The following is a 19,090-nucleotide window of genomic DNA, read 5'->3' as shown; positions in this document are numbered from 1 at the left end:
GTTTTTTCCTGAATACTTAGACGAGGAAGTTGCCCAGAATCAGCAGTGAGACAGAGACGTTAATCGCCCCGCCGATACGGGTAGCAATCTGGGCGAACGGCATCAGGCTCATGCGGTTGCCTGCGGTCAGGATCGCCACGTCGCCGGTACCGCCCTGGCCGCTCTGGCAGCAGGAGACGATGGCGACATCAATCGGGTGCATACCAATCTTTTTGCCGACGAAGAACCCGGTCGCCACCAGCGCGGAGACGGTGCTGACAATCACCAGCAGGTTGCTGACGGTGAACGCCGCCACCAGCTCATGCCACGGGGTGATGGCCACGCCGACGGCGAAGAGGATTGGGTAGGTCACGGAGGTCTGGAAGAATTTGTACACCACCTGCGAGCCTTCCAGCAGGCGCGGAGAGGCGCCGTTGCAGAGCTTCACCAGCACCGCCATAAACAGCATGCCGACCGGGGCAGGCAGGCCAATCAGCTTGTGGCCGAGCATGCCCAGCATGTAGAGCAGCACCGCCAGCAGCGCGCCGGAGGCGATAGTGGTCACGTCCGCCTTGCCGGAAAACGCAGGCTGAGAGACGGTAGCATCGGCATTCGCGCGGTTAGGCATCAGCTGGCCTTCGCCGGTCAGGTGCGGATAGCGTTTACCGAGCTGGTTCAGGCAGCCGGAGATGATGATTGCCGTCAGACCGCCGAGCATGACCATCGGCAGCACGCGGCCGAGCGCCACGCCCTGGTCCATGTGCAGCAGGGTGGCATAGCCGATGGAAAGCGGGATTGCCCCTTCCCCGACGCCGCCCGCCATGATTGGCAGGATGATAAAGAAGAAGATCTGGAACGGCTCAAGACCCAGCGCCAGGCCGACGCCCATCCCCACCAGCATGCCGACGATTTCGCCGCACAGCATCGGGAAGAAGATGCGCAGGAAGCCCTGAATCAGCACCGTGCGGTTCATGCTCATGATGCTGCCGACGATGATGCAGCAGATGTAGAGGTAGAGAATGTTGGTGGATTTGTAGAACTTGGTTGTAGACTCGACCACCACGTCCGGCAGCAAACCGTAGTAGACCAGCGCGGAAGGGATAAAGGTGGCGCAAATCGCCGCCGCGCCGAGCTTGCCGACAATCGGCAGGCGTTTGCCGAACTCACCGCAGGCAAAGCCGAAGAACGCCAGCGTGGCCACCATGACCACGATGTCGCTCGGCAGCTTTCCGCCCAGGCAATCAATCGCTATCAGCGCGCCCGCCAGAACGAACAGCGGCAGAGGAATAATCCCGATTTTCCAGGTATCCATAATATGCCACCAGCGCTCTTTAAGCGAAGGCCGCTGAATTTCAATCGGGTCGTGGGTAACAGAGAAAGAATCGTCAGTTGTGCTCATAATAAGCCCCTTGGTTATTTTGTGCGTTCAGCTTAGAGTCACAAAGGCTTACTTTATGTGAGGAATGACATATTAAAAGCGAAGTTTTAATGGCAGCTATGGTTTTAATGGTTTCTTTTATTTAATGTGATTTATGCCTTATTTATTGTCGTGGTTTTTATGGTTTCTTTTCTGAATTGAACGACCAAATAACATTTAACTTAGCAGCATGAAGATCATAAGCCTTCTGGATAAATCATTTACAGCCCTTGCTGTGCAAGGGATCACAAGTTTCCCGCAAAGCGGACATCCGCATGAAAAAAGATGATATATTGACGATCTTTGCCGCTACTGTGCGTGATAGTTATGAAAGTCTCTTTCCAGATTAAGCTGTTTATTTCGCTCGTTGCCTTTTTCTCAGTACTTTTTGTGCTGCTGGGCGGATATTATTATGCCGATGTCGGGAAACAGCTTTATCAGGAAATGAGTGCGCGCGCTAAAATACAGGCGGAAGAGATTGCGCTTATTCCGTCATTGCGTACTGAAGTTGAACAAAAAGATATCAACGCCATTCATGATTTCATGCAGAAAATGGCCGCGCACAGCGACGCCAGCTTTATTGTCATTGGCGATAATACGGGACGGCATCTTTTTCACTCCGTCTTTGCCGACAGGGTGGGCACGACGCTGGTCGGCGGCGACAATGAAGCCGTATTGCAGGGGAAAAGCACGACAACCATACGTAAAGGCGGGTTAGGCATTTCGCTGCGCAGTAAAGCCCCCATTTTCAACGCTGCCGGACAGGTGGTCGGCATTGTTTCAGTTGGCTATCTCACCAGCTACCTGGACACCATTACCGTCAGTAAAGTGGTCAATATCCTGATTGCCGCCGTGCTGCTGCTGATTGCTCTCTTCATCTTCTCCTGGTTCTTTACCCGCAGTATTAAGAAGCAGATCTTCTCCCTGGAGCCACGCGAGATCGGCCTGCTGGTGCGCCAGCAAAAGGCGATGATGGAGTCCATCTACGAAGGCGTGATTGCCATTGATAACGAACGGCGCATAGAGGTGATCAACCAGGCGGCGCGCACGCTGCTGGGCCTGAGCCAGCCGGCCCGGGAACTGCGCGGGCAGCTGATAAGCCAGGTGATCGATCCGGTCCCGTTCTTCGACACGCAGACGATGCTGGCGAAAGATACCCATGACGAGATTTGCCGCTTTAACGATCTCACGGTGATTGCCAGCCGGGTCCACATCATGCTTGAGGGGTCGCTGCAGGGCTGGGTGATCACCTTCCGCGATCGCAACGAGATCGACTCGCTGAGCGCCCAGCTTAGCCAGGTTAAACGCTATGTCGATAACCTCCGCATAATGCGTCATGAGCAGCTGAACCGGATGACCACCCTCTCCGGCCTGCTGCACATGGGCCGCTATGAGGAGGCGATTGGCTACATTCAGGCGCAGTCTGAACACGCTCAGGAGCTGCTGGACTTTATCTCTTCGCGCTTCAGCTCACCGACCCTGTGCGGGCTGCTGCTGGGAAAAGCCGCCCGCGCGCGTGAGAAAGGCGTCGAGCTGAGTTTCGACCCGGCCTGTCGGCTGGACAAACCGTTCCTGCCGCTGGGAGAGCAAGAGCTGATTTCGATTATTGGCAACCTGCTGGATAACGCCATCGAAGCGACGCAGCGATCGCCGCTCCCGCATGCGCCGGTGGAAGTGCTGATAAAACTCAGCGAGCAGGAGCTGATTATTGAAGTGGCCGACCAGGGCGTTGGCATTACCCCGGCGATCCGTGACCGGATATTTGAACGCGGCATCACCACCAAAACGCGGGGCGATCACGGGATTGGCCTGTATCTGATCGAAAGCTACGTCACGCAGGCTGGCGGCACAATAGAAGTTGCCGATAACATGCCGCACGGGACCATTTTCTCACTGTTTATCCCGGCCTCGGGAACCGTCCGGCAACTGGAAGATACCGACTATGCAACATGAACTTATCGACGTACTGATTGTTGAAGACGAGAACGAACTGGCACAGCTGCACGCGGAGCTTATCGGTAAACATCCGCGCCTGAGGCTGGTGGGGATTGCCGCGTCGTTGGCCGACGCGCAGCGACAGCTGGAGAGCAAACAGCCGAAGCTGATGCTGCTGGATAACTACCTGCCGGACGGCAAAGGCATCACGCTTATCAGCAACCCGATGCTGGCCCGCGCCAACTGCTCGGTGATTTTCATCACCGCCGCCAGCGATATGGACACCTGCAGCCAGGCCATCCGCAACGGCGCGTTCGACTACATCCTCAAACCCGTCTCCTGGAAGCGGCTCAGCCAGTCCCTGGAGCGGTTTGTGCAGTTTGCAGAACAACAGCGGGTCTGGAAGATTGTCGACCAGCAGAACGTGGATTCACTCTATCAGTTACAGGCGAAAAACTATCGTCTGGACAACGGCAGTAAGGGAATAGAGGAGAACACGCTAGCGCGGGTGCAAACGCTGTTTAACAGCAAGGCGGCGCACTGCTTTACGGTGGATGAGGTGGTGAGCGAGACGGGACTGAGTAAAACCACCACCCGACGCTATCTGGAACATTGCGTGGAGGTGGGTTTTCTGACGGTGGAGATGCTGTACGGGAAAATTGGGCATCCGAGGAGGATGTACCGCCGCGCAGAAGCCTGACGAAGTATTATAGGCCCGGTAAGCTTGTGCCACCGGGCCTACGTTCAGACATTCAATACGTACCCATACAGCCGCTTAATCCCGTCCGCATCCTTCTCGCTGTAAACGCCCTGCAACTCCGGCGAGAAGCCCGGCAGCATATTAATGCCCTCTTCCAGCGCCAGGAAATAACGCTGTACCGCCCCGCCCCAGACTTCTCCCGGCACCACGCACAGCACGCCTGGCGGGTACGGCAGCGCACCTTCGGCGGCAATGCGCCCTTCAGCGTCACGAATACGCACCAGCTCCACGTTCCCGCGAATGTACTCCTGGTTGGCATCCTGCGGGTTCATCACTACGGCGGGCAGGCTCTCCTGGCGGAACATCGCCTTCTGTAGATCCTTAACGTTAAAGCTGACGTAGAGATCGTGCATCTCCTGGCACAGTTGACGGATCGTGTAGTCGCGGTAACGCACCGGGTATTTTTGGTAGATGGTCGGCAGCACGTCGGCGAGCGGCGTGTCGTCTTCAATATGCTGCTCAAACTGCCCCAGCATCGCCACCAGCTGCGCCAGCTTCTCGCTGCTTTCGGCAGGCGTCAGCAGGAACAGGATCGAGTTAAGGTCGCACTTCTCCGGCACGATGCCGTTTTCGCGCAGGTAGTGGGCGAGAATGGTTGCCGGAATGCCGAAATCTGTGTAGTGACCTGTTTCTGCATCAATGCCCGGCGTGGTCAGCAGCAGCTTGCACGGGTCGACGAAATACTGCTCGCTCGCATAGCCATCAAACCCGTGCCATTTGGCCCCCGGCTCGAAGCTAAAGAAGCGACGCTCGCTCGCAATGACCTGCGTGGGGTGATCCTGCCATGGCCGCCCCGCCACCACCGGCGGGATAAACGGTTTGATCATATGGCAGTTGGCGATGATGGCCTTGCGCGCCTCAATGCCCAGCTCGACGCACTCCGCCCACAGCCTGCGCCCGCTCTCGCCCTCGTGAATTTTGGCGTTCACGTCCAGCGCCGCAAACAGCGGATAAAACGGGCTGGTGGAGGCGTGCAGCATAAACGCGTTGTTCAGCCGCTTGTGCGGACAGAAGCGCGCCTGACCGCGGATGTGGTTATCCTTTTTATGGATCTGCGACGTTTGCGAGAACCCGGCTTGCTGCTTGTGCACCGACTGGGTCACGAAAATACCCGGATCGTTCTCGTTAAGCTCCAGCAAGAGCGGGGACGTTTCCGCCATCATCGGAATAAACTGCTCGTAGCCCACCCACGCGGAGTCAAAAAGGATGTAGTCACACAGATGGCCGATCTTGTCGATCACCTGGCGGGCGTTGTAGATCGTCCCGTCGTAGGTGCCAAGCTGAATGATCGCCAGGCGGAACGGGCGGGCCTCGTCGGCCTTTTCCGGCGCCGCCTCGCGGATCAGATCCCGCAGATACGCGTCATCAAAGCAGTGCTCGTCGATCCCGCCGATAAAGCCAAACGGATTGCGCGCCGCCTCAAGATACACCGGCGTAGCGCCCGCCTGGATCAGTGCGCCGTGGTGGTTAGATTTATGGTTGTTGCGGTCGAACAGCACCAGGTCGCCGCGGGTCAGCAGCGCGTTGCTCACCACCTTGTTGGCCGCCGACGTGCCGTTCAGCACAAAGTAGGTTTTGTCCGCGTTGAATACTTTCGCCGCGAACTTTTGCGCGTGCTTGGCGGAGCCTTCGTGGATCAGCAGATCGCCCAGCTTAACGTCGGCGTTGCACATGTCGGCGCGAAATACGTTCTCACCGAAGAAATCATAGAACTGTCGCCCTGCCGGGTGTTTTTTGAAAAAAGCCCCGTGCTGGTGGCCCGGACAGGCGAAGGTGCTGTTGCCCATCTCTACATACTGGCTCAGGGTATCGAAAAAAGGCGGCAGCAATTCCTCTTCGTAACGGCAGGCGGCGCTCTCCAGTTCCAGGAACTCCTGAGCTTTACCCGAGATAATCGCCGTGACGCCATCAGGCACCTCTCCAGGCTCTTGCGAGAACATAAACACCGGTAGCTGAAAGCCCGTACGCTTCAGCAACGCGAGAATGCCGCTGTAGCTTTCAACAACGCTAATGACGACTGCCGCCACATCGGTGAAATCGGTGTTATCCAGCGTCACCTTTTCACGGTGCGTAGAAACTTTGGATACCAGCTCATGGCTGACGGCAATTTTCATGGTTTTCATAAGCGCAAATACCCTCACCGAGCGGTGAGACAGGGAGGAGAAAATTCGCGCAATCATGTCACTTTTTATTTTCACGCGCAAGAAGGAATCAGTATGCACGAAACCACCCAAAGCTAAGGCTCGCGCAGCCCTGACGTGCCATAATAATGCAATATCAATGAGTAAATAACAGGAGTTAACTGTGGTTATCGGGCCATTTATTAACGCCGGAGCCGTATTGCTGGGCGGCGTACTGGGCGCAGTGTTGAGTCAGCGGCTGCCGGAGCGTATCCGTTCCTCCATGCCCTCTATATTCGGCCTGGCATCCTTAGGCATCGGAATCCTTTTAGTGATCAAATGCGCCAACCTGCCCGTCATGGTGCTGGCTACACTGCTCGGCGCACTGATTGGCGAGTTTTGCTATCTGGAAAAAGGCATCAATAGCGCGGTGGGCAAAGCCAAAAACCTGATTGCCCGACCGGGCAAGGCGAAACACGGCACGCACGAGTCGTTTATTCAGAACTACGTCGCCATCATTATTCTGTTTTGCGCAAGCGGCACCGGGATTTTCGGCTCGATGCAGGAAGGGATGACGGGCGACCCAAGCATATTGATTGCAAAAGCGTTTCTCGATTTCTTCACCGCCACCATTTTCGCCACCACGCTCGGCGTTGCCGTTGCGGCGATTTGCGTCCCGATGCTGCTAATCCAGCTGGCGCTTGCCACCTGCGCCACCTTGATTCTCCCGCTGACCACGCCAGCGATGATGGCGGACTTCACCGCCGTCGGCGGCCTGCTGCTGCTGGCGACGGGCCTACGTATTTGCGGGATCAAAATGTTTGCCGTGGTGAATATGCTGCCCGCATTACTGCTCGCCATGCCGCTCTCTGCGCTCTGGACGCACTTTTTCGCTTAAGATTGCGGCGAAATGGCGAGAGATTGCGCAGTCTGTAACGAAAACAACATTTTTCGTTGACGGCAACGGGCAGATCGGGTTTAATGCGCCCCGTTGCCCGGATAGCTCAGTCGGTAGAGCAGGGGATTGAAAATCCCCGTGTCCTTGGTTCGATTCCGAGTCCGGGCACCACTTATTTATAACCCTCGCTTCGGCGGGGGTTTTTGCTTTCTGAGTCAGCAACTTGTAGGTTTACCAGTAGTTACCCTCCTTATCTCTCCTCCGACCCCGCTTCCCGGTGGTACAACTGGCGTGTTTACCGCCTTTACCGCCACGCAGAAGCAGAAAAACCTGACCTTCACCAATCTATTTGAGCATTACAAATGCACATATCAATTGGACAGAGCCCGACAGAGCGGCATCACGTATCCGTGAGTACACCCCATCGGCTAACTGTTTTATTAGATTAATTGGTGGTAAATCTATCCGGGACATCCTGAAAAGTGACCTGTCGGCGTTCCGTACACTGCTGGAACAGGCCCTGGCTAACCGCAGTAAAGTAGGCCGAGGAACGAAGCTGTAAAAAGCGACTTCTACTTCAGACACCGTAACCACATTGCTACTATATTGTGTGTGCGTTGGCACGCATGGCTGTCAGGGGGGCGTTTATCAGTCTAAGCAGAGGCCGGTAAAGCAATTGAGAGGAACACCAATGGATGCAGCATTACTTAACATGATGCGCTCAGGTGGAAGAAATAAAGCCTGGGCGGAAACGATGGTGAATATGGAAGCCAGGAAACTGGTAAATACAGCCAACACCCTGTCGGCTTTTCATCTCAGCGATAGTCTGACTCGAATGAAGTTTGTTCAGGAAATTCGGGACCTCATAGAACATCAGTTTACGTTAGCTCGTCGGGCTAAATCAGATGAAGAATGCATGGAATGCGTTAAAATTCTCAGAGAAGAAAACAGTAACCTGCTGGAACAAGCGCGTTTATTAAGAACGAAGGCAGCGAAGCTTTACGCTAAAGTCGAGTTTATCCGAGAGAATAACAAAATTGTTGGGTATGTGATCTCGGCTGTTAGTGTTGTCCTGGCCGGTGCTGAAATAGCCGCAGGATTTACCCTCATAGGCACTATGACCCCTCTCGGGGTTCTTGCTGGTGCGATTCTGGTTACTGACGGGGCAAACAGCATCAGTAAAGAAGTGGCTCGCTACGCAACTAACAACACTACCAGTGAGGGGCTGGTCGCGAATGCCGCGATGTCTACAGCTGAGTTTATGGGCTTTAGTCGTGAGAATGGGCTAGGTGTCTACAAATCAATTTCACTGGCCGCTAATGCGTACACCATTTTTGGCTTGTTACGGCGACCAGGTACCTGGCGACTGTTTCGTTATCTCCCTGCTGACTATTACCGAAAGGTGAGCACACTGAGCCGCCCGCAGCTTACAATGAAAATAGCGGGTTATGGCGTGAAAGCTAAGATTATTTTTGATCTGTTGTCCGTCAGCGACCCGTCCCAGAATTAGTCAGCATTTTACGATAACGCCAGGATTTGTAGCCAAGTTTTGCTGGCGTTATATACCAGATGAAAGGTAGTACAATCAATAACGTGAGTGCAAGTGTCAGGCTTGTATCCTTGGATGCAAATAAAAGAGTTAAAGCCAGTATGATGAAGGCAATAATAGTTATCCACTTCATAGCCTTAAAACGATTGGCCAGATCATGAGTTACGCTATCAAACGAACCACCGTAATTTTCAATATTGTTTTTTAGCTTTTGAAGATCTCGTTTGCTAAAACCTGATTTTAAAAGTGCCTCTTCGCTGGTCATTCTGTTATCCGTCCCATAACTCACTGAAACCTGTGACGAAGTTTAACTTAATTTGGCGGATAAATCGCTACCTGGCGATATTCGTCAAATTTATATATATCAACGAGTTGAAGATATCTTAGAGTATACGCTCGAAACTGACATTATTGCCCACTGCGGAACTTCGCTGGTAGCAACTTTAATGACTCCTTCGGAGTCGTTTCCAACATCTCCCGCCCTGCCCGGTAGAAGCAACATGCAGATCACCACAGGAGTATGAATCATGCACGATGAAATCATTAATCAGGGCCGCGAAATCCTCCCTCAGCGGCTCAACCATACCGACACATTGGCATCACAGCAGGACACCGCGAACTATCTGACCTTACAGCCAGGAGACCGGTAGCAGGCGGTGAAGCGCAACGCTGCTGCTGTTATCTATTCCCCTATCCACGACACCCTGACCACTGCGTCAGCAGCGCATGCAGTTTAGCCGGCTCCAGAGGTTTGCGCAGCACCAGATATCCTTCCTGCTCCGCCTCCAGCAGAACAGGCGAATTAAATTCGCCGCTGACCATCGCGCCGCTCATGTCCGGCAGACGTTCAAAAAGCGCTTTCAGGATGTCGAAGCCGCTTTCGCCGGATCGCAGGCGCTGGTCGCACAGCACGGCGAACGGGATGAAGCCGTCGTCGATGATGGCGAACGCTTCTTCAGCGGAGGCCGCGCAGCGCACCTTGATTCCCCAAACGCTCATCAGGCTCTCCCAGGCTGACGTCACCAGCGGGTCGTCATCGACGACCAGGCAAGAACCGCGAAGCGGCGCATAGCGTACAGGCGCAGAGGCGTTGTTATCGGCGGGCGGGATGTCCGAAGCGATCTCTTCGCCAGCATATTGAGTGAAGCGCATCCAGAAGCGTGAGCCTTTACCTTCTATGGATTGCATCCCGTACTTCACCTTCATCAGCCTGGCACAGCGGGCAACCACGGCGAGGCCCAGCCCGTGTCCGGCGCTGTCGATCTTCCAGGCCAGTTCGGGACGGTAGTAAGGGGAGAAGATTTTACCTTTCTCGTCATCAGCGATACCGACACCCGTGTCCCACACCTCTACCAGGCACTCGTCACCGCGCGGTCGGATGGCAACCAGCACGCCGCCCTGCTGCGTGTAGCGAAGGGCGTTTTGAATCAGGTTAATCAGCGATTGTCGCACCAGCAGCGGGTCGCCCATCACGTGGATGCGGCGTTTGGGCCGACGGGTGGACAGCCTAAGTGCACGGCTGTTGGCCTCTTCGCGAAACAGCGTGATCACCGAGTCGAGCAGAGCGCCGATGTCCACTTTGGTAGGGGCAGTGAGCACTTTCCCGGATTCAATCTTGCTGAGGTCGAGCAGAGAATTGAACATCAAATGCACCGAGCGAACGCTCTGCTGCAGGTCAAGCAGCTGGGGCGTCAGGCTGTCGTCCCGGTTTCGGTGGATAATCGCTTCAATCAAAAATCCCATGGCGTGTACAGGCTGACGCAGGTCGTGGCTGGCTGTCGTCAGGAACTGATTTTTATCCAGCAGCGCCTGCTCCGCTTCCTCTTTGGCCTGGCGAAACTGTTCTGCCAGGCGCGAGCTTTTTTCCTCAAGCAGCGCTTGCTGAATAAAGTACGCGTGCGACGTTAACGCATGGCGGTAAATGGCGAAGCCGTACAGCAGGTTCAGCATCAGCACAATGAATATCAGCTCGTCCAGCCGCCAGATGATGCCGATATTCAATACTCCCCAGGAGGCGAAGAAAAAGCACGTAAAAGTGCTGATGACTGGCGTCAGATGCGTCGCATTGGCGGCGACGATGGCGGCAATACTGATATTAAGGAGCAGGAAAAAGTCAAAGTTCTGCGTCTGCGGAGTAATTAAATAGAGAGATGAAATCCCCAGCCCGTGAATAAAAGCGATCTTATTTATGCGCGGAAGCCAGCGGCGCAGGACGTCCTCTTCATCATACTCTTTCACTTCGCGCTGGTAGCGTCGGTGCAATATGCGGATTGCCACGGCACATAGCAGGTAAATAATTATCCAGGTAATGGTTGGGCCAAGTTCATCGCCCAGCAAATAGATCCAGATGGCAAAAGGAATACCGACAAATGGCACCGCGCTAAAGCTGAACACCAGCCGCAAAAAAGTGTTGTTTAGCAAACGGATCTGCGCGGGAGATGAGATACCATCCTTCTGTAAGCTCTGGAAAAACCTCATTCTGATGATTCCCGCTTGCCATGCAGAAGCGTGATGGCTTCGACCCGGCTGTTAACGCCTATCTTTTTCAATATATTGCTGATGTGTTCTTTGACCGTGGGCTCAGAAATTGAAAGCTGCGCGGCGATTCGTTTATTTGGCAGTCCGCGCATAATCATATTTAACACGTCGATTTGTCGCGGCGTTAAGTTAAATTTACTTAACTTCTCATTATTCGATTCAACGGGAAAATCGTTTCTCTCAGGAAACCAGGTCTGATTATCAAGGAGTGCACAAACGGCCCGTGAGAACATTTCAGGCGGTTCGCTTTTCAATACAAAACCGTGTCCCCCGGCGGCGTGAACTTTCTGCCAGATGTCATTATTATCGTCCCCGCTGACCACCAGGAACCGTACCTGTGGGTAATGTTGTTTTACTTCTTTGAGTAATTTCAGTGCCGTTCCGGACGAAAGCCAAAAATCGATTACCAGCAAACGCGGCGGGCCATTATCCCTAATTTGACGGTAGCAATCTTCCTCATTCGTCACCACGCTCGCCTGCTTGAACTGGCAATGTGAAATCAGAAAATTAGCGATGCCGCTTGCTACCAATGGATGGTCATCAACGACCAACGCATAATTGTGCCCCAAAGGATCCTCCTTTTACCTTCGCATATCTGAGTGTACGGATGAATTATTATCTACCCACCCTACTTTAGGAGGGTTTTTTCGATTAGGAAAGGGAAATATATTATTCGCTGATTTGGGTAATTGAAAACATAAATACAATCAGTGAAATTAACTGATTGGATATCAAGGATAATTTATGAAAAAACCACTCATCTTTTTAAGCGTTACGTTGATGCTCGCCGGTTGTTCCACGCTAAAAACCGATCAGGCTATTCCACTCCTGCAGGCGGAGACCGCTAAAATGCTGGGGTTGGGCTCATCGGATGAAATAACCGTGACCAATGTTAATGGCGCCCAGCCGGACGCACTGGGAGGGCAAAAACTGTCTTATCGCGCTACGACGGAAAAAGGGCGTATTTTCGATTGCTCATCAATGATGATGCCGGGGATTTTAGGATCCGCCCCGACGCTCAGCGCACCAACCTGTACCCCTGTTGTCACGCATAAATAATTAACGGCAAATGAAAAGGCGTACATAAATAACGCCTTTTATATTTTCTGACGTATCTGAGTTTTCATAAAAACGATTTTCCAGACATCACGCTAATGAGTACGGAGATAGCCCGTGAATAACTCTACATCGCATGCTTTAGCGGTTAAGACGCCGCTTTCCAGACTTTACCTCGCTCTATTTTCCGCGCCGCTGTTACTGCTTTCACCTGCCGATTTCGCGCGTGCAGCCGATGCCATTTTTGATGGCGAGGCGCGTATAACCGAAACGCTGGGTTACACCGGAGATGTTTACGTTGGACGTAATCAACCCGGAAACCTGCTGATCGATAATGGCAAAATCACCGCCTATAACATCAACATCGGTCGGCTGTTCGACGGCCAAATTTATGAAAGCGTGGTCACGGTCCGTGGGCCAAACGCTGAGCTTAACGCAGTGAACGATCAGTACGTCCTGCGCGGCGACCTGAATCTTGGCCTCGGCACCCTGCGAGTCGAAGAAGGCGCGCTGGCCAGCGCAAAAGAAATTGTTGTCGGCACCACCCGCGGCTACGACAGCCACCTTATCGCCACTGGCGCCGGCTCTCGCGTGACCAGTAATTTTCTCAGCGTAGGTACCGATCTGGGGGCACGCTCCACGCTGGCGATTGAAGACGGCGCGGCGCTCAGCACCGCCTACGATGCGCGCATCGGCAATGGTACCGGGCCGGATGAAACCGACACGCTAAGCCCGAAAGCCACCGTCACGGGGAGCGGCTCACAGTGGAACGTTGGCCGTACGTTGACGCTTTATGGCGACCTGGACGTGCTGAACGGCGGTGCGGTTAACGTTGGCGGCGTGCAGGTGGCGGGCGTCTCCGGGGCAGGTAAAACCGCCGAGCTGGTTATTGCGGGCAAAGACTCGCGCTTTACCAGCGGCAGTAGCGTGAGCGTGGGCGATTATGGCAATGGCGTGCTGTCGGTGATTGACGGCGGTTCATTTTCCGCTGGCAGCAATACGCTGATCGTGGGGACCTCGGGTTCCGGCTCGAACCGGGGTGCGCTCATTATCGGCAGCCGCGGCAATATGGACACCGGAACGGGTTTAACTGAGCCAACGCTTGGCACAGCGGGCGGCGCGGGTACTCTTGATGCGAATACGGCAATCAGCCTGCGCGGCGGGCTGTTCGGCAGCTATGTCTACTTCAACCATACCGATGAAAATTACGTCTTCAGCAACAAGATGAGTGGCGAAGGTGAAGTGATCAATACTTCCGGGCAGACAACGCTGAATGGCGATCTTTCAGCCCTTCAGGCGAACGTGACCGCGCGCGGTGGCAAAGTCATTATCGCCAGCAACATCAACACCCAGCCAGAAGACGATATTTTTGATATTCAGACCCTTAGCGCCGAGAACGGCGGGACGCTGATCCTCAACGCGACGGCGGGATCCGACGTTAGCAACGGGCTGGGCTACAGCAGCGCCGCCTCAATCAAGGCCGGCGGAACGCTGGGAGGGAACGGCACGCTGGGTCAGACCGAGATCCTTTCCGGCGGGCATATCTCGCCAGGGGATGGTGATATCGGCACGCTGACGCTGAAACGTTATCTGAATTTTGTAGGTGACTCTTTCTATGATGTCGATATTGCCGGTGATGGCCGCAGCGACCAGCTGCTGGTCGCAGGCAAAACGACCATCAGCGATCGGGCTCAGGTACAGGTCACCGCGCTGGATCCGCAAACCAGCTACAAAACGGGCCAAAGCTACCGCATTTTAACCTCCGACGGGGGAATTGACGGTCAGTTCGCGGGGGCGGTGTCTAAATCCGCCTTCCTGGACGTGGCGCTCAACCAGAGCACCAACGCCGTCGATCTGACTATCGCGCAGAAAGAGACCGGCGGCGAGAATCCGGGAGGCGAAAACCCGGGAGGTGAAAATCCAGGAGGAGGAAACCCTGGAGGAGGAAACCCTGGCGGTGAGAACCCGGGGGGAGAAAACCCTGGCGGTGAGAATCCGGGCAGCGGCAAGCCGGGGATTTTCCAGACCGTCGCCAAAAGTAGCAACCAGTGGAATACCGCTAGCGCGCTCTCCACCCTGACGCAAAGCGGCCCGTCGCTGGCGCTATATAACTCGCTGCTGGTACTCAGCGCGCCGGAAGCGCGCGAGGCGTTCAACCAGCTGTCCGGTGAAGTTTATCCGTCAATGCAGTCCAACCTGATCGCCGGCAGCACGCAGGTGTTTAACGTCTTAAACCAGCGTATGCAGCGTGCGTTTGATAACGACAGCCTCCCGATACCACCGTTAGCGATGTCGCTGGTGCAGCAGCCGGAGCCGCAAAACAATGGCGTCTGGGGCCAGACCTTCAGCTCCTGGAGCCGAAACGACGGCGACGGTAACGTGGGCAAACTGGACGGCAACACCACCGGCTTCCTGCTGGGGGCAGATCGCAAGCTGGCGGATCATAACGTGCGTGTCGGTGGCTACTTCGGCTACAGCCGCGGTGATTACGACGTCGACAGCCGTCGTTCCTCAACGGATACCGATAACTACCACCTTGGCCTGTATGCGGCGGGTCAACAGGATGCGTTCTCCCTTCGCGGCGCGCTGGGTTACACCTGGCACAAGATCGAAGGCGAGCGCAGCGTTGATTTCAGCGGCTTCTCGGATCGGCTGAAGTCGGATTACGACGCCAACTCGCTGCTGGCATTCACCGAAGCGGGCTACCGCTTCGGCCAGCCTGATATGAATATCGAGCCGTTCGTCAATTTATCGTACATTCGACTGCATACCGACAGCTTCAGGGAAGACGGCGGTGCCGCCGCGCTGAGCGTGCGTAACGAAACGATGAATACCTTTTACTCCACCCTCGGGGTGCGCGGTGTGACCGAGCTGCCAAAGAACGTGAACCTCTACGGTTCGTTGGGCTGGCAGCACGCCTATGGCGATAAGAATACCTCTTCGCGCATGGCATTTGCGGGCAGCGACGCGTTCATTACTCAGGGGCAGGCCGTGGATGAGGACGTGATGGTGGGTGATATCGGCGTGAGCGTACAGCTGTCGCGTGCTGCGACGCTGGATGTGGGTTATCAGGGGCAATATGGTGCGGATACCCGCGTCAACTCGGTTAACGCTAATCTGCGCTGGTCGTTCTGAATTATTTCCAGTAAAAGAACCCGCCCTTGTGGCGGGTTTTTGCTTTTAGGCTCTGAGGAATTCAGGGATCGTTCCCAACCACATCCAGCAGTTTGTTTTTAAAGATAAACAAACACGCCTCGTTGAAGTTCTCCGCCCCTAGGCGTTCCGACAGCGCTGTCCGTTTGCGATAGAGGCTCTTCACTGACGTGTTCAGTTCATCGGCAATCGCTTCCATCGACATCCCTGCCCTCAACAACCGCAGCATGATCGCTTCGTGCGTGCCAAGCCGTAAGTTAAGCAGCCATTTAGTGGTCAGACGCCTGCCCTTCATATTGAGCACCAGGTTAAATAACGATGCCATATCCGGCGCCGTAAGCGACGTGTTCATAAACAACTTCATACTGAGTAGATTCTCCTCGCGATGTCGCATATCCAGCATAACGCAGCAGATCGTTTTTTTTGTTCTGGCCGGATGGCGTATCAGGTAATCATATAAACGGAGCGGAGAACGGCTATCAATCAACACAGAATATTCATCTGCACCGTTATCAAATATGTTTCTGTCAATCGAGTCGAGCAGGATAATATCCGGGAAAAATAGCCTCATCCCCCTGACAAGATAGCGATCCTGGGTCACTAACACTATTGAAGTTGCCACTAACCATCCCTTTTAGATTAAAGCAAGAACGCACCTTCAGAAAGAAGGCCGCCTTCGTTTTATAGCGCTGTAATATTAACGACAATATGTATTCTGGCGTTGAACATCCCTCAATACAGACATTGATGAGTAAGACTTCCTGTAGACTTTCATTCAATGGCTGGCGTTAATTATAAATAAAAAACAATCGCAGAAAAGTCACTTCGCTGAACATTAAGACTTTTTGTCATGAAACTTCCCAAACATGCACCAGAAAGTACTTTAATTGCTACAATAAAACCTCGCCAGGAATATAAACAAACTCAAAAAGAGATAAATAAAACACATCAATATCAAAGAGTTACAAATACGCATTCAATTCAAAATAATCACAAAAGACATCTCATTCCAGAATTATCCCAAAACTACCCCTCTGCTTTTCACCATATTTATCCGGCAACATATCAGGTGTACATTACCTTCCACCCAGTCCCCAAAGAGGAGGTTCCATAATTACCTTAAAGTAAGTACCCCAAACGTTACTGCATTCAGATTTAATGTTCTCATTAATGGCCTTTAACGCAGCGTTAAAAGGCGGCCGTGTTATGCAATGGATTCATGATAAACAAATGGCAAATAGATATGGAAAGATCGCTTCGCTTCAATACGTTATTCTTTTATCGCGCCCCAGGATTATTGTTTCTGCTATTTCTGTTTCCTGTTCTCGTTCAGGCAACGGAATCCGTTTATGAGCAACAGATTCAACAGGCACGTAACGGTAATTACACGCCGTTTCTCAATTATCTTCAGCGGTATCAGCAACAGCATGCCCTGACGCCCGAGCAAGTGGCGGACTGGTTACAGGTGGCTGCGTGGGCAGGTCGTAATGACGAGGTGATTCAGCTCTGGCAGCGCTATGGCATTTATATGCCGCTGCCCGCTCGCGGCGTTGCGGCTGTCGCGCAGGCCAGAAGAGATCAAAAAGCGTGGCAGCCTGCCTTATCACTGTGGAAAGAGGCGCGTAGCCTTGCACCACATAATGACGATTATCGTATCGGTTATATCAAAACCCTGGCCGATGCCCGCATGGATACGCTCGCTCTGCAGGAAGCCCGCCAGCTGGTGACGGAGGATCCCTCTCCGGCGCATCTTCAGACGCTCTCGTACGTCTGGTTACGCCAGGGAAAAAGCTGGAATCGGCTTTTAGCGGACACGCGCGCGCTGACCCTTGCGCCGGAAAATAACGCGCTCCTTAGCGAGTTGATTGACGCGCTAACGGATAACCGGGTGAGTACTCCCGCGCTGATGCTGTCACAAAGGGTAACGCTGACCCCCGCGCAGCGCCGCCGTCTGGAGCTTAATGCCGCCGCAGAATGGGTTCGCCTTGCCGACGTGCCTGGCAGAACGGAAAAGGAGCGCCTGCAGCTGGCGCAAACGGCACTGAATCGTTACGACGCCCTGCTCTCACGCTGGCAACACGAACCGCAGGCAGCGGAAGACATCATCCTCGCCCGTATCGACAGGCTGGGTGCGCTGTACGCGCATGGCGATTACCCGCAGGTCATCCGTGAATATCAGGCGCTGACGGAGGCGCAGCATCCGGTGCCGGGCTGGGCCATCGGCTGGGCGATCTCCGCGTATCTGCAGGAGAAAAACGCCACTGCCGCCTTCTCGCTGCTGCAACGCTATCCGCAATACGCCGCCGATCCGCAGGACGAGGAGCATGCGCTTTTCTACGCCTGGCTGGACACGGGGCAGTATGAGGCCGCTCGACAGTACGTAGAGCGCCAGACCCACAGCGTTCCGTGGATCCGCTACGATTTTGGCTCGCCCACTCCGCAGCCCAACGATCGGTGGCTTACCGGGCAGTCGCTCAAATTTAACTATTTGCTCTCAACCAACGCCCTGCCGGATGCGGAGAAGCTGGCGCACCGTCTGGCAACAACGGCGCCGGGCAATCAGGGGCTGCAGATTGACTATGCCACCCTGCTTCAGGCGCGGGGCCAGCCGCGCGCGGCCGAGCAAGCGTTGAAAAGGGCGGAGGCGCTGGAGCCATCTAATCTGGAGCTGGAACAGCAGCAGGCTTACGTCGCCATGGATCTGCAGGAGTGGCGCCAGATGGATTTACTGGCCGACGACGTGCTTGCCTGCGCGCCCGTTGCTCGCAGCGCCAGGCGTCTGGACAGGCTCAGAACGGTGCATCACATGTCCGAGCTGCGCCTTAACGCAAGCAAGGGCTTGCACTCCGATAACCCCATCAGCGGGACGCACGACCTGAACGGGGATGCCACGCTCTATGGTCCACCGGTAGCGGATAGCTGGCGGCTGTTTGCGGGTACCCGCTATGCGCAGGGTAATTTCGATGAAGGCAAAGGCACCAGCCGTCACATCCTGGGCGGCATCGAGTGGCGTCCTCGCGACCTTCAGCTCGAAGCCGAGGTATCCAGCAACCGCTATCACGGTGAAAACAAGCCGGGTGCTCGCCTCTCAACCACGTACTTTCTCAATGATAACTGGCAGTTCAGCGGCAGCCTTGAACGCTTATCCCGCACCGCGCCGCTACGGGCATTACGCAACGGGATTAGCGCCAACCGGGGTGAAGGCGGGATCCGCTGGTATCAAAACGAGCGCCGTGAGTACCAGTTCAGCGCCGCCGTCAGCCGCTTCTCAAACCATAATCGCCGACAGGAATACACCCTTACGGGTAAGGAGCGTCTCTGGCAGACCCCGACCCTGACGCTGGATCTTGAACCGGGGATCGCCGCCAGTAAAAACAGCCTGCGGGACACGCTCTATTACAACCCGGCGCGGGATCTGTCCGTGACGGCCGCCCTGTCCGTGGACCATGAGATGTACCGCCATTACGACACCCTCTGGAGCCAGCAGTTGGTGGCGGGAGGCGGCAGCTACTGGCAGAAAAACCAGTCCGTTGGCGCCATCGCCCTGCTGGGCTACGGGCAACGCGTCCAGTGGAATAACGTCATTGATACCGGCGTGATGCTTAACTGGGATAAACGCCCTTACGACGGCAAACGCGAGAGCAACCTCTCCGTCACGCTTGATGCGACTTTACGCTTTTAAGGA

The 19,090-nt window shown here is 54.6% G+C and carries 15 protein-coding genes and 1 tRNA gene; 10 read left to right on the top strand and 6 right to left on the bottom strand.

The features are described from left to right. Nucleotides 1–16: 16 nt before the first annotated feature. On the bottom strand, nt 17–1,378 hold the full coding sequence (locus IM313_RS04200) for a 2-hydroxycarboxylate transporter family protein (RefSeq protein WP_179121197.1): 1,362 nt from the start codon (nt 1,376–1,378) through the stop codon (nt 17–19). A 345-nt stretch (nt 1,379–1,723) separates the two neighbouring features. On the opposite strand from IM313_RS04200, the gene IM313_RS04195 reads away from it, so the two are divergent. Then, a complete protein-coding gene (locus tag IM313_RS04195; RefSeq protein WP_192971878.1) occupies nt 1,724–3,349 on the top strand; it encodes a sensor histidine kinase in 1,626 nt (541 codons plus the stop codon). Next, entirely contained in the window at nt 3,339–4,031 is a 693-nt protein-coding gene (locus IM313_RS04190) for a response regulator (protein ID WP_047367414.1), read from the top strand. Before IM313_RS04195 ends, IM313_RS04190 begins: the two co-directional genes overlap by 11 nt. Before the next feature lie 44 nt (nt 4,032–4,075). On the opposite strand, the gene IM313_RS04185 is transcribed toward IM313_RS04190, so the two are convergent. Beyond that, the gene (locus tag IM313_RS04185; protein ID WP_192971879.1) at nt 4,076–6,214 is read right to left on the bottom strand and encodes an ornithine decarboxylase; all 2,139 of its coding nucleotides are present in this window, start codon (nt 6,212–6,214) and stop codon (nt 4,076–4,078) included. 181 nt (nt 6,215–6,395) lie between these two features. Between IM313_RS04185 and IM313_RS04180 the strand changes: the two genes are divergently transcribed. From IM313_RS04180 to IM313_RS04170, 3 genes are all read left to right on the top strand, one after another. Beyond that, a complete protein-coding gene (locus tag IM313_RS04180; RefSeq protein WP_028014391.1) occupies nt 6,396–7,109 on the top strand; it encodes a DUF554 domain-containing protein in 714 nt (237 codons plus the stop codon). A 95-nt stretch (nt 7,110–7,204) separates the two neighbouring features. Then, nucleotides 7,205–7,280, top strand: a tRNA-Phe gene (locus IM313_RS04175). 520 nt (nt 7,281–7,800) lie between these two features. Continuing rightward, nucleotides 7,801–8,619 carry a DUF4225 domain-containing protein gene (locus tag IM313_RS04170; RefSeq protein WP_047364562.1) on the top strand — a complete coding sequence of 273 codons (819 nt, stop codon included), beginning with the start codon at nt 7,801–7,803 and terminating at the stop codon, nt 8,617–8,619. Here the strand turns inward: IM313_RS04170 and IM313_RS04165 are convergent. Beyond that, nucleotides 8,597–8,923 (bottom strand): hypothetical protein, encoded by a 327-nt coding sequence (locus tag IM313_RS04165; protein ID WP_192971880.1) that lies wholly within the window; start codon nt 8,921–8,923, stop codon nt 8,597–8,599. The genes IM313_RS04170 and IM313_RS04165 overlap by 23 nt on opposite strands. Nucleotides 8,924–9,185: 262 nt before the next feature. Between IM313_RS04165 and IM313_RS22685 the strand changes: the two genes are divergently transcribed. Beyond that, the gene (locus IM313_RS22685; protein ID WP_255508171.1) at nt 9,186–9,308 is read left to right on the top strand and encodes a hypothetical protein; all 123 of its coding nucleotides are present in this window, start codon (nt 9,186–9,188) and stop codon (nt 9,306–9,308) included. A 40-nt stretch (nt 9,309–9,348) separates the two neighbouring features. Here IM313_RS22685 and IM313_RS04160 read toward each other — a convergent pair whose 3' ends face one another. Together IM313_RS04160 and IM313_RS04155 are read right to left on the bottom strand one after the other, a co-directional pair. Further along, nucleotides 9,349–11,136, bottom strand: coding sequence for a hybrid sensor histidine kinase/response regulator (locus tag IM313_RS04160; protein WP_192971881.1), 1,788 nt, complete (start codon nt 11,134–11,136; stop codon nt 9,349–9,351). Beyond that, nucleotides 11,133–11,765, bottom strand: a complete 633-nt coding sequence (locus tag IM313_RS04155; RefSeq protein ID WP_192971882.1) for a response regulator transcription factor — start codon at nt 11,763–11,765, stop codon at nt 11,133–11,135. The genes IM313_RS04160 and IM313_RS04155 overlap by 4 nt, the downstream gene beginning before the upstream one ends. A 175-nt stretch (nt 11,766–11,940) precedes the next feature. On the opposite strand from IM313_RS04155, the gene IM313_RS04150 reads away from it, so the two are divergent. Then, nucleotides 11,941–12,255: a lipoprotein gene (locus IM313_RS04150; RefSeq protein WP_028014394.1), complete on the top strand. Its 315-nt coding sequence runs from the start codon at nt 11,941–11,943 to the stop codon at nt 12,253–12,255. 114 nt (nt 12,256–12,369) lie between these two features. Continuing rightward, nucleotides 12,370–15,387: an autotransporter outer membrane beta-barrel domain-containing protein gene (locus IM313_RS04145; protein ID WP_192971883.1), complete on the top strand. Its 3,018-nt coding sequence runs from the start codon at nt 12,370–12,372 to the stop codon at nt 15,385–15,387. A 61-nt stretch (nt 15,388–15,448) separates the two neighbouring features. Here IM313_RS04145 and IM313_RS04140 read toward each other — a convergent pair whose 3' ends face one another. Next, nucleotides 15,449–15,976, bottom strand: coding sequence for a helix-turn-helix domain-containing protein (locus IM313_RS04140; protein WP_048959537.1), 528 nt, complete (start codon nt 15,974–15,976; stop codon nt 15,449–15,451). Nucleotides 15,977–16,255: 279 nt separating this feature from the next. Here IM313_RS04140 and IM313_RS04135 point away from each other — a divergent pair, with 279 nt between their 5' ends. Together IM313_RS04135 and pgaA are read left to right on the top strand one after the other, a co-directional pair. Continuing rightward, nucleotides 16,256–16,519, top strand: a complete 264-nt coding sequence (locus tag IM313_RS04135; RefSeq protein WP_192971884.1) for a hypothetical protein — start codon at nt 16,256–16,258, stop codon at nt 16,517–16,519. A 129-nt stretch (nt 16,520–16,648) separates the two neighbouring features. Next, entirely contained in the window at nt 16,649–19,087 is a 2,439-nt protein-coding gene (gene pgaA / locus IM313_RS04130) for a poly-beta-1,6 N-acetyl-D-glucosamine export porin PgaA (RefSeq protein ID WP_192971885.1), read from the top strand. Nucleotides 19,088–19,090 lie beyond the last annotated feature (3 nt).

The organism is Enterobacter cloacae complex sp. P2B (genome assembly GCF_014895985.1).
In the GTDB taxonomy this organism is placed as follows: Bacteria; Pseudomonadota; Gammaproteobacteria; order Enterobacterales; family Enterobacteriaceae; genus Enterobacter; species Enterobacter bugandensis.
The sequence above is the reverse complement of the archived record's forward strand: the minus strand, read 5'-3'. Positions and strand labels throughout refer to the sequence as shown.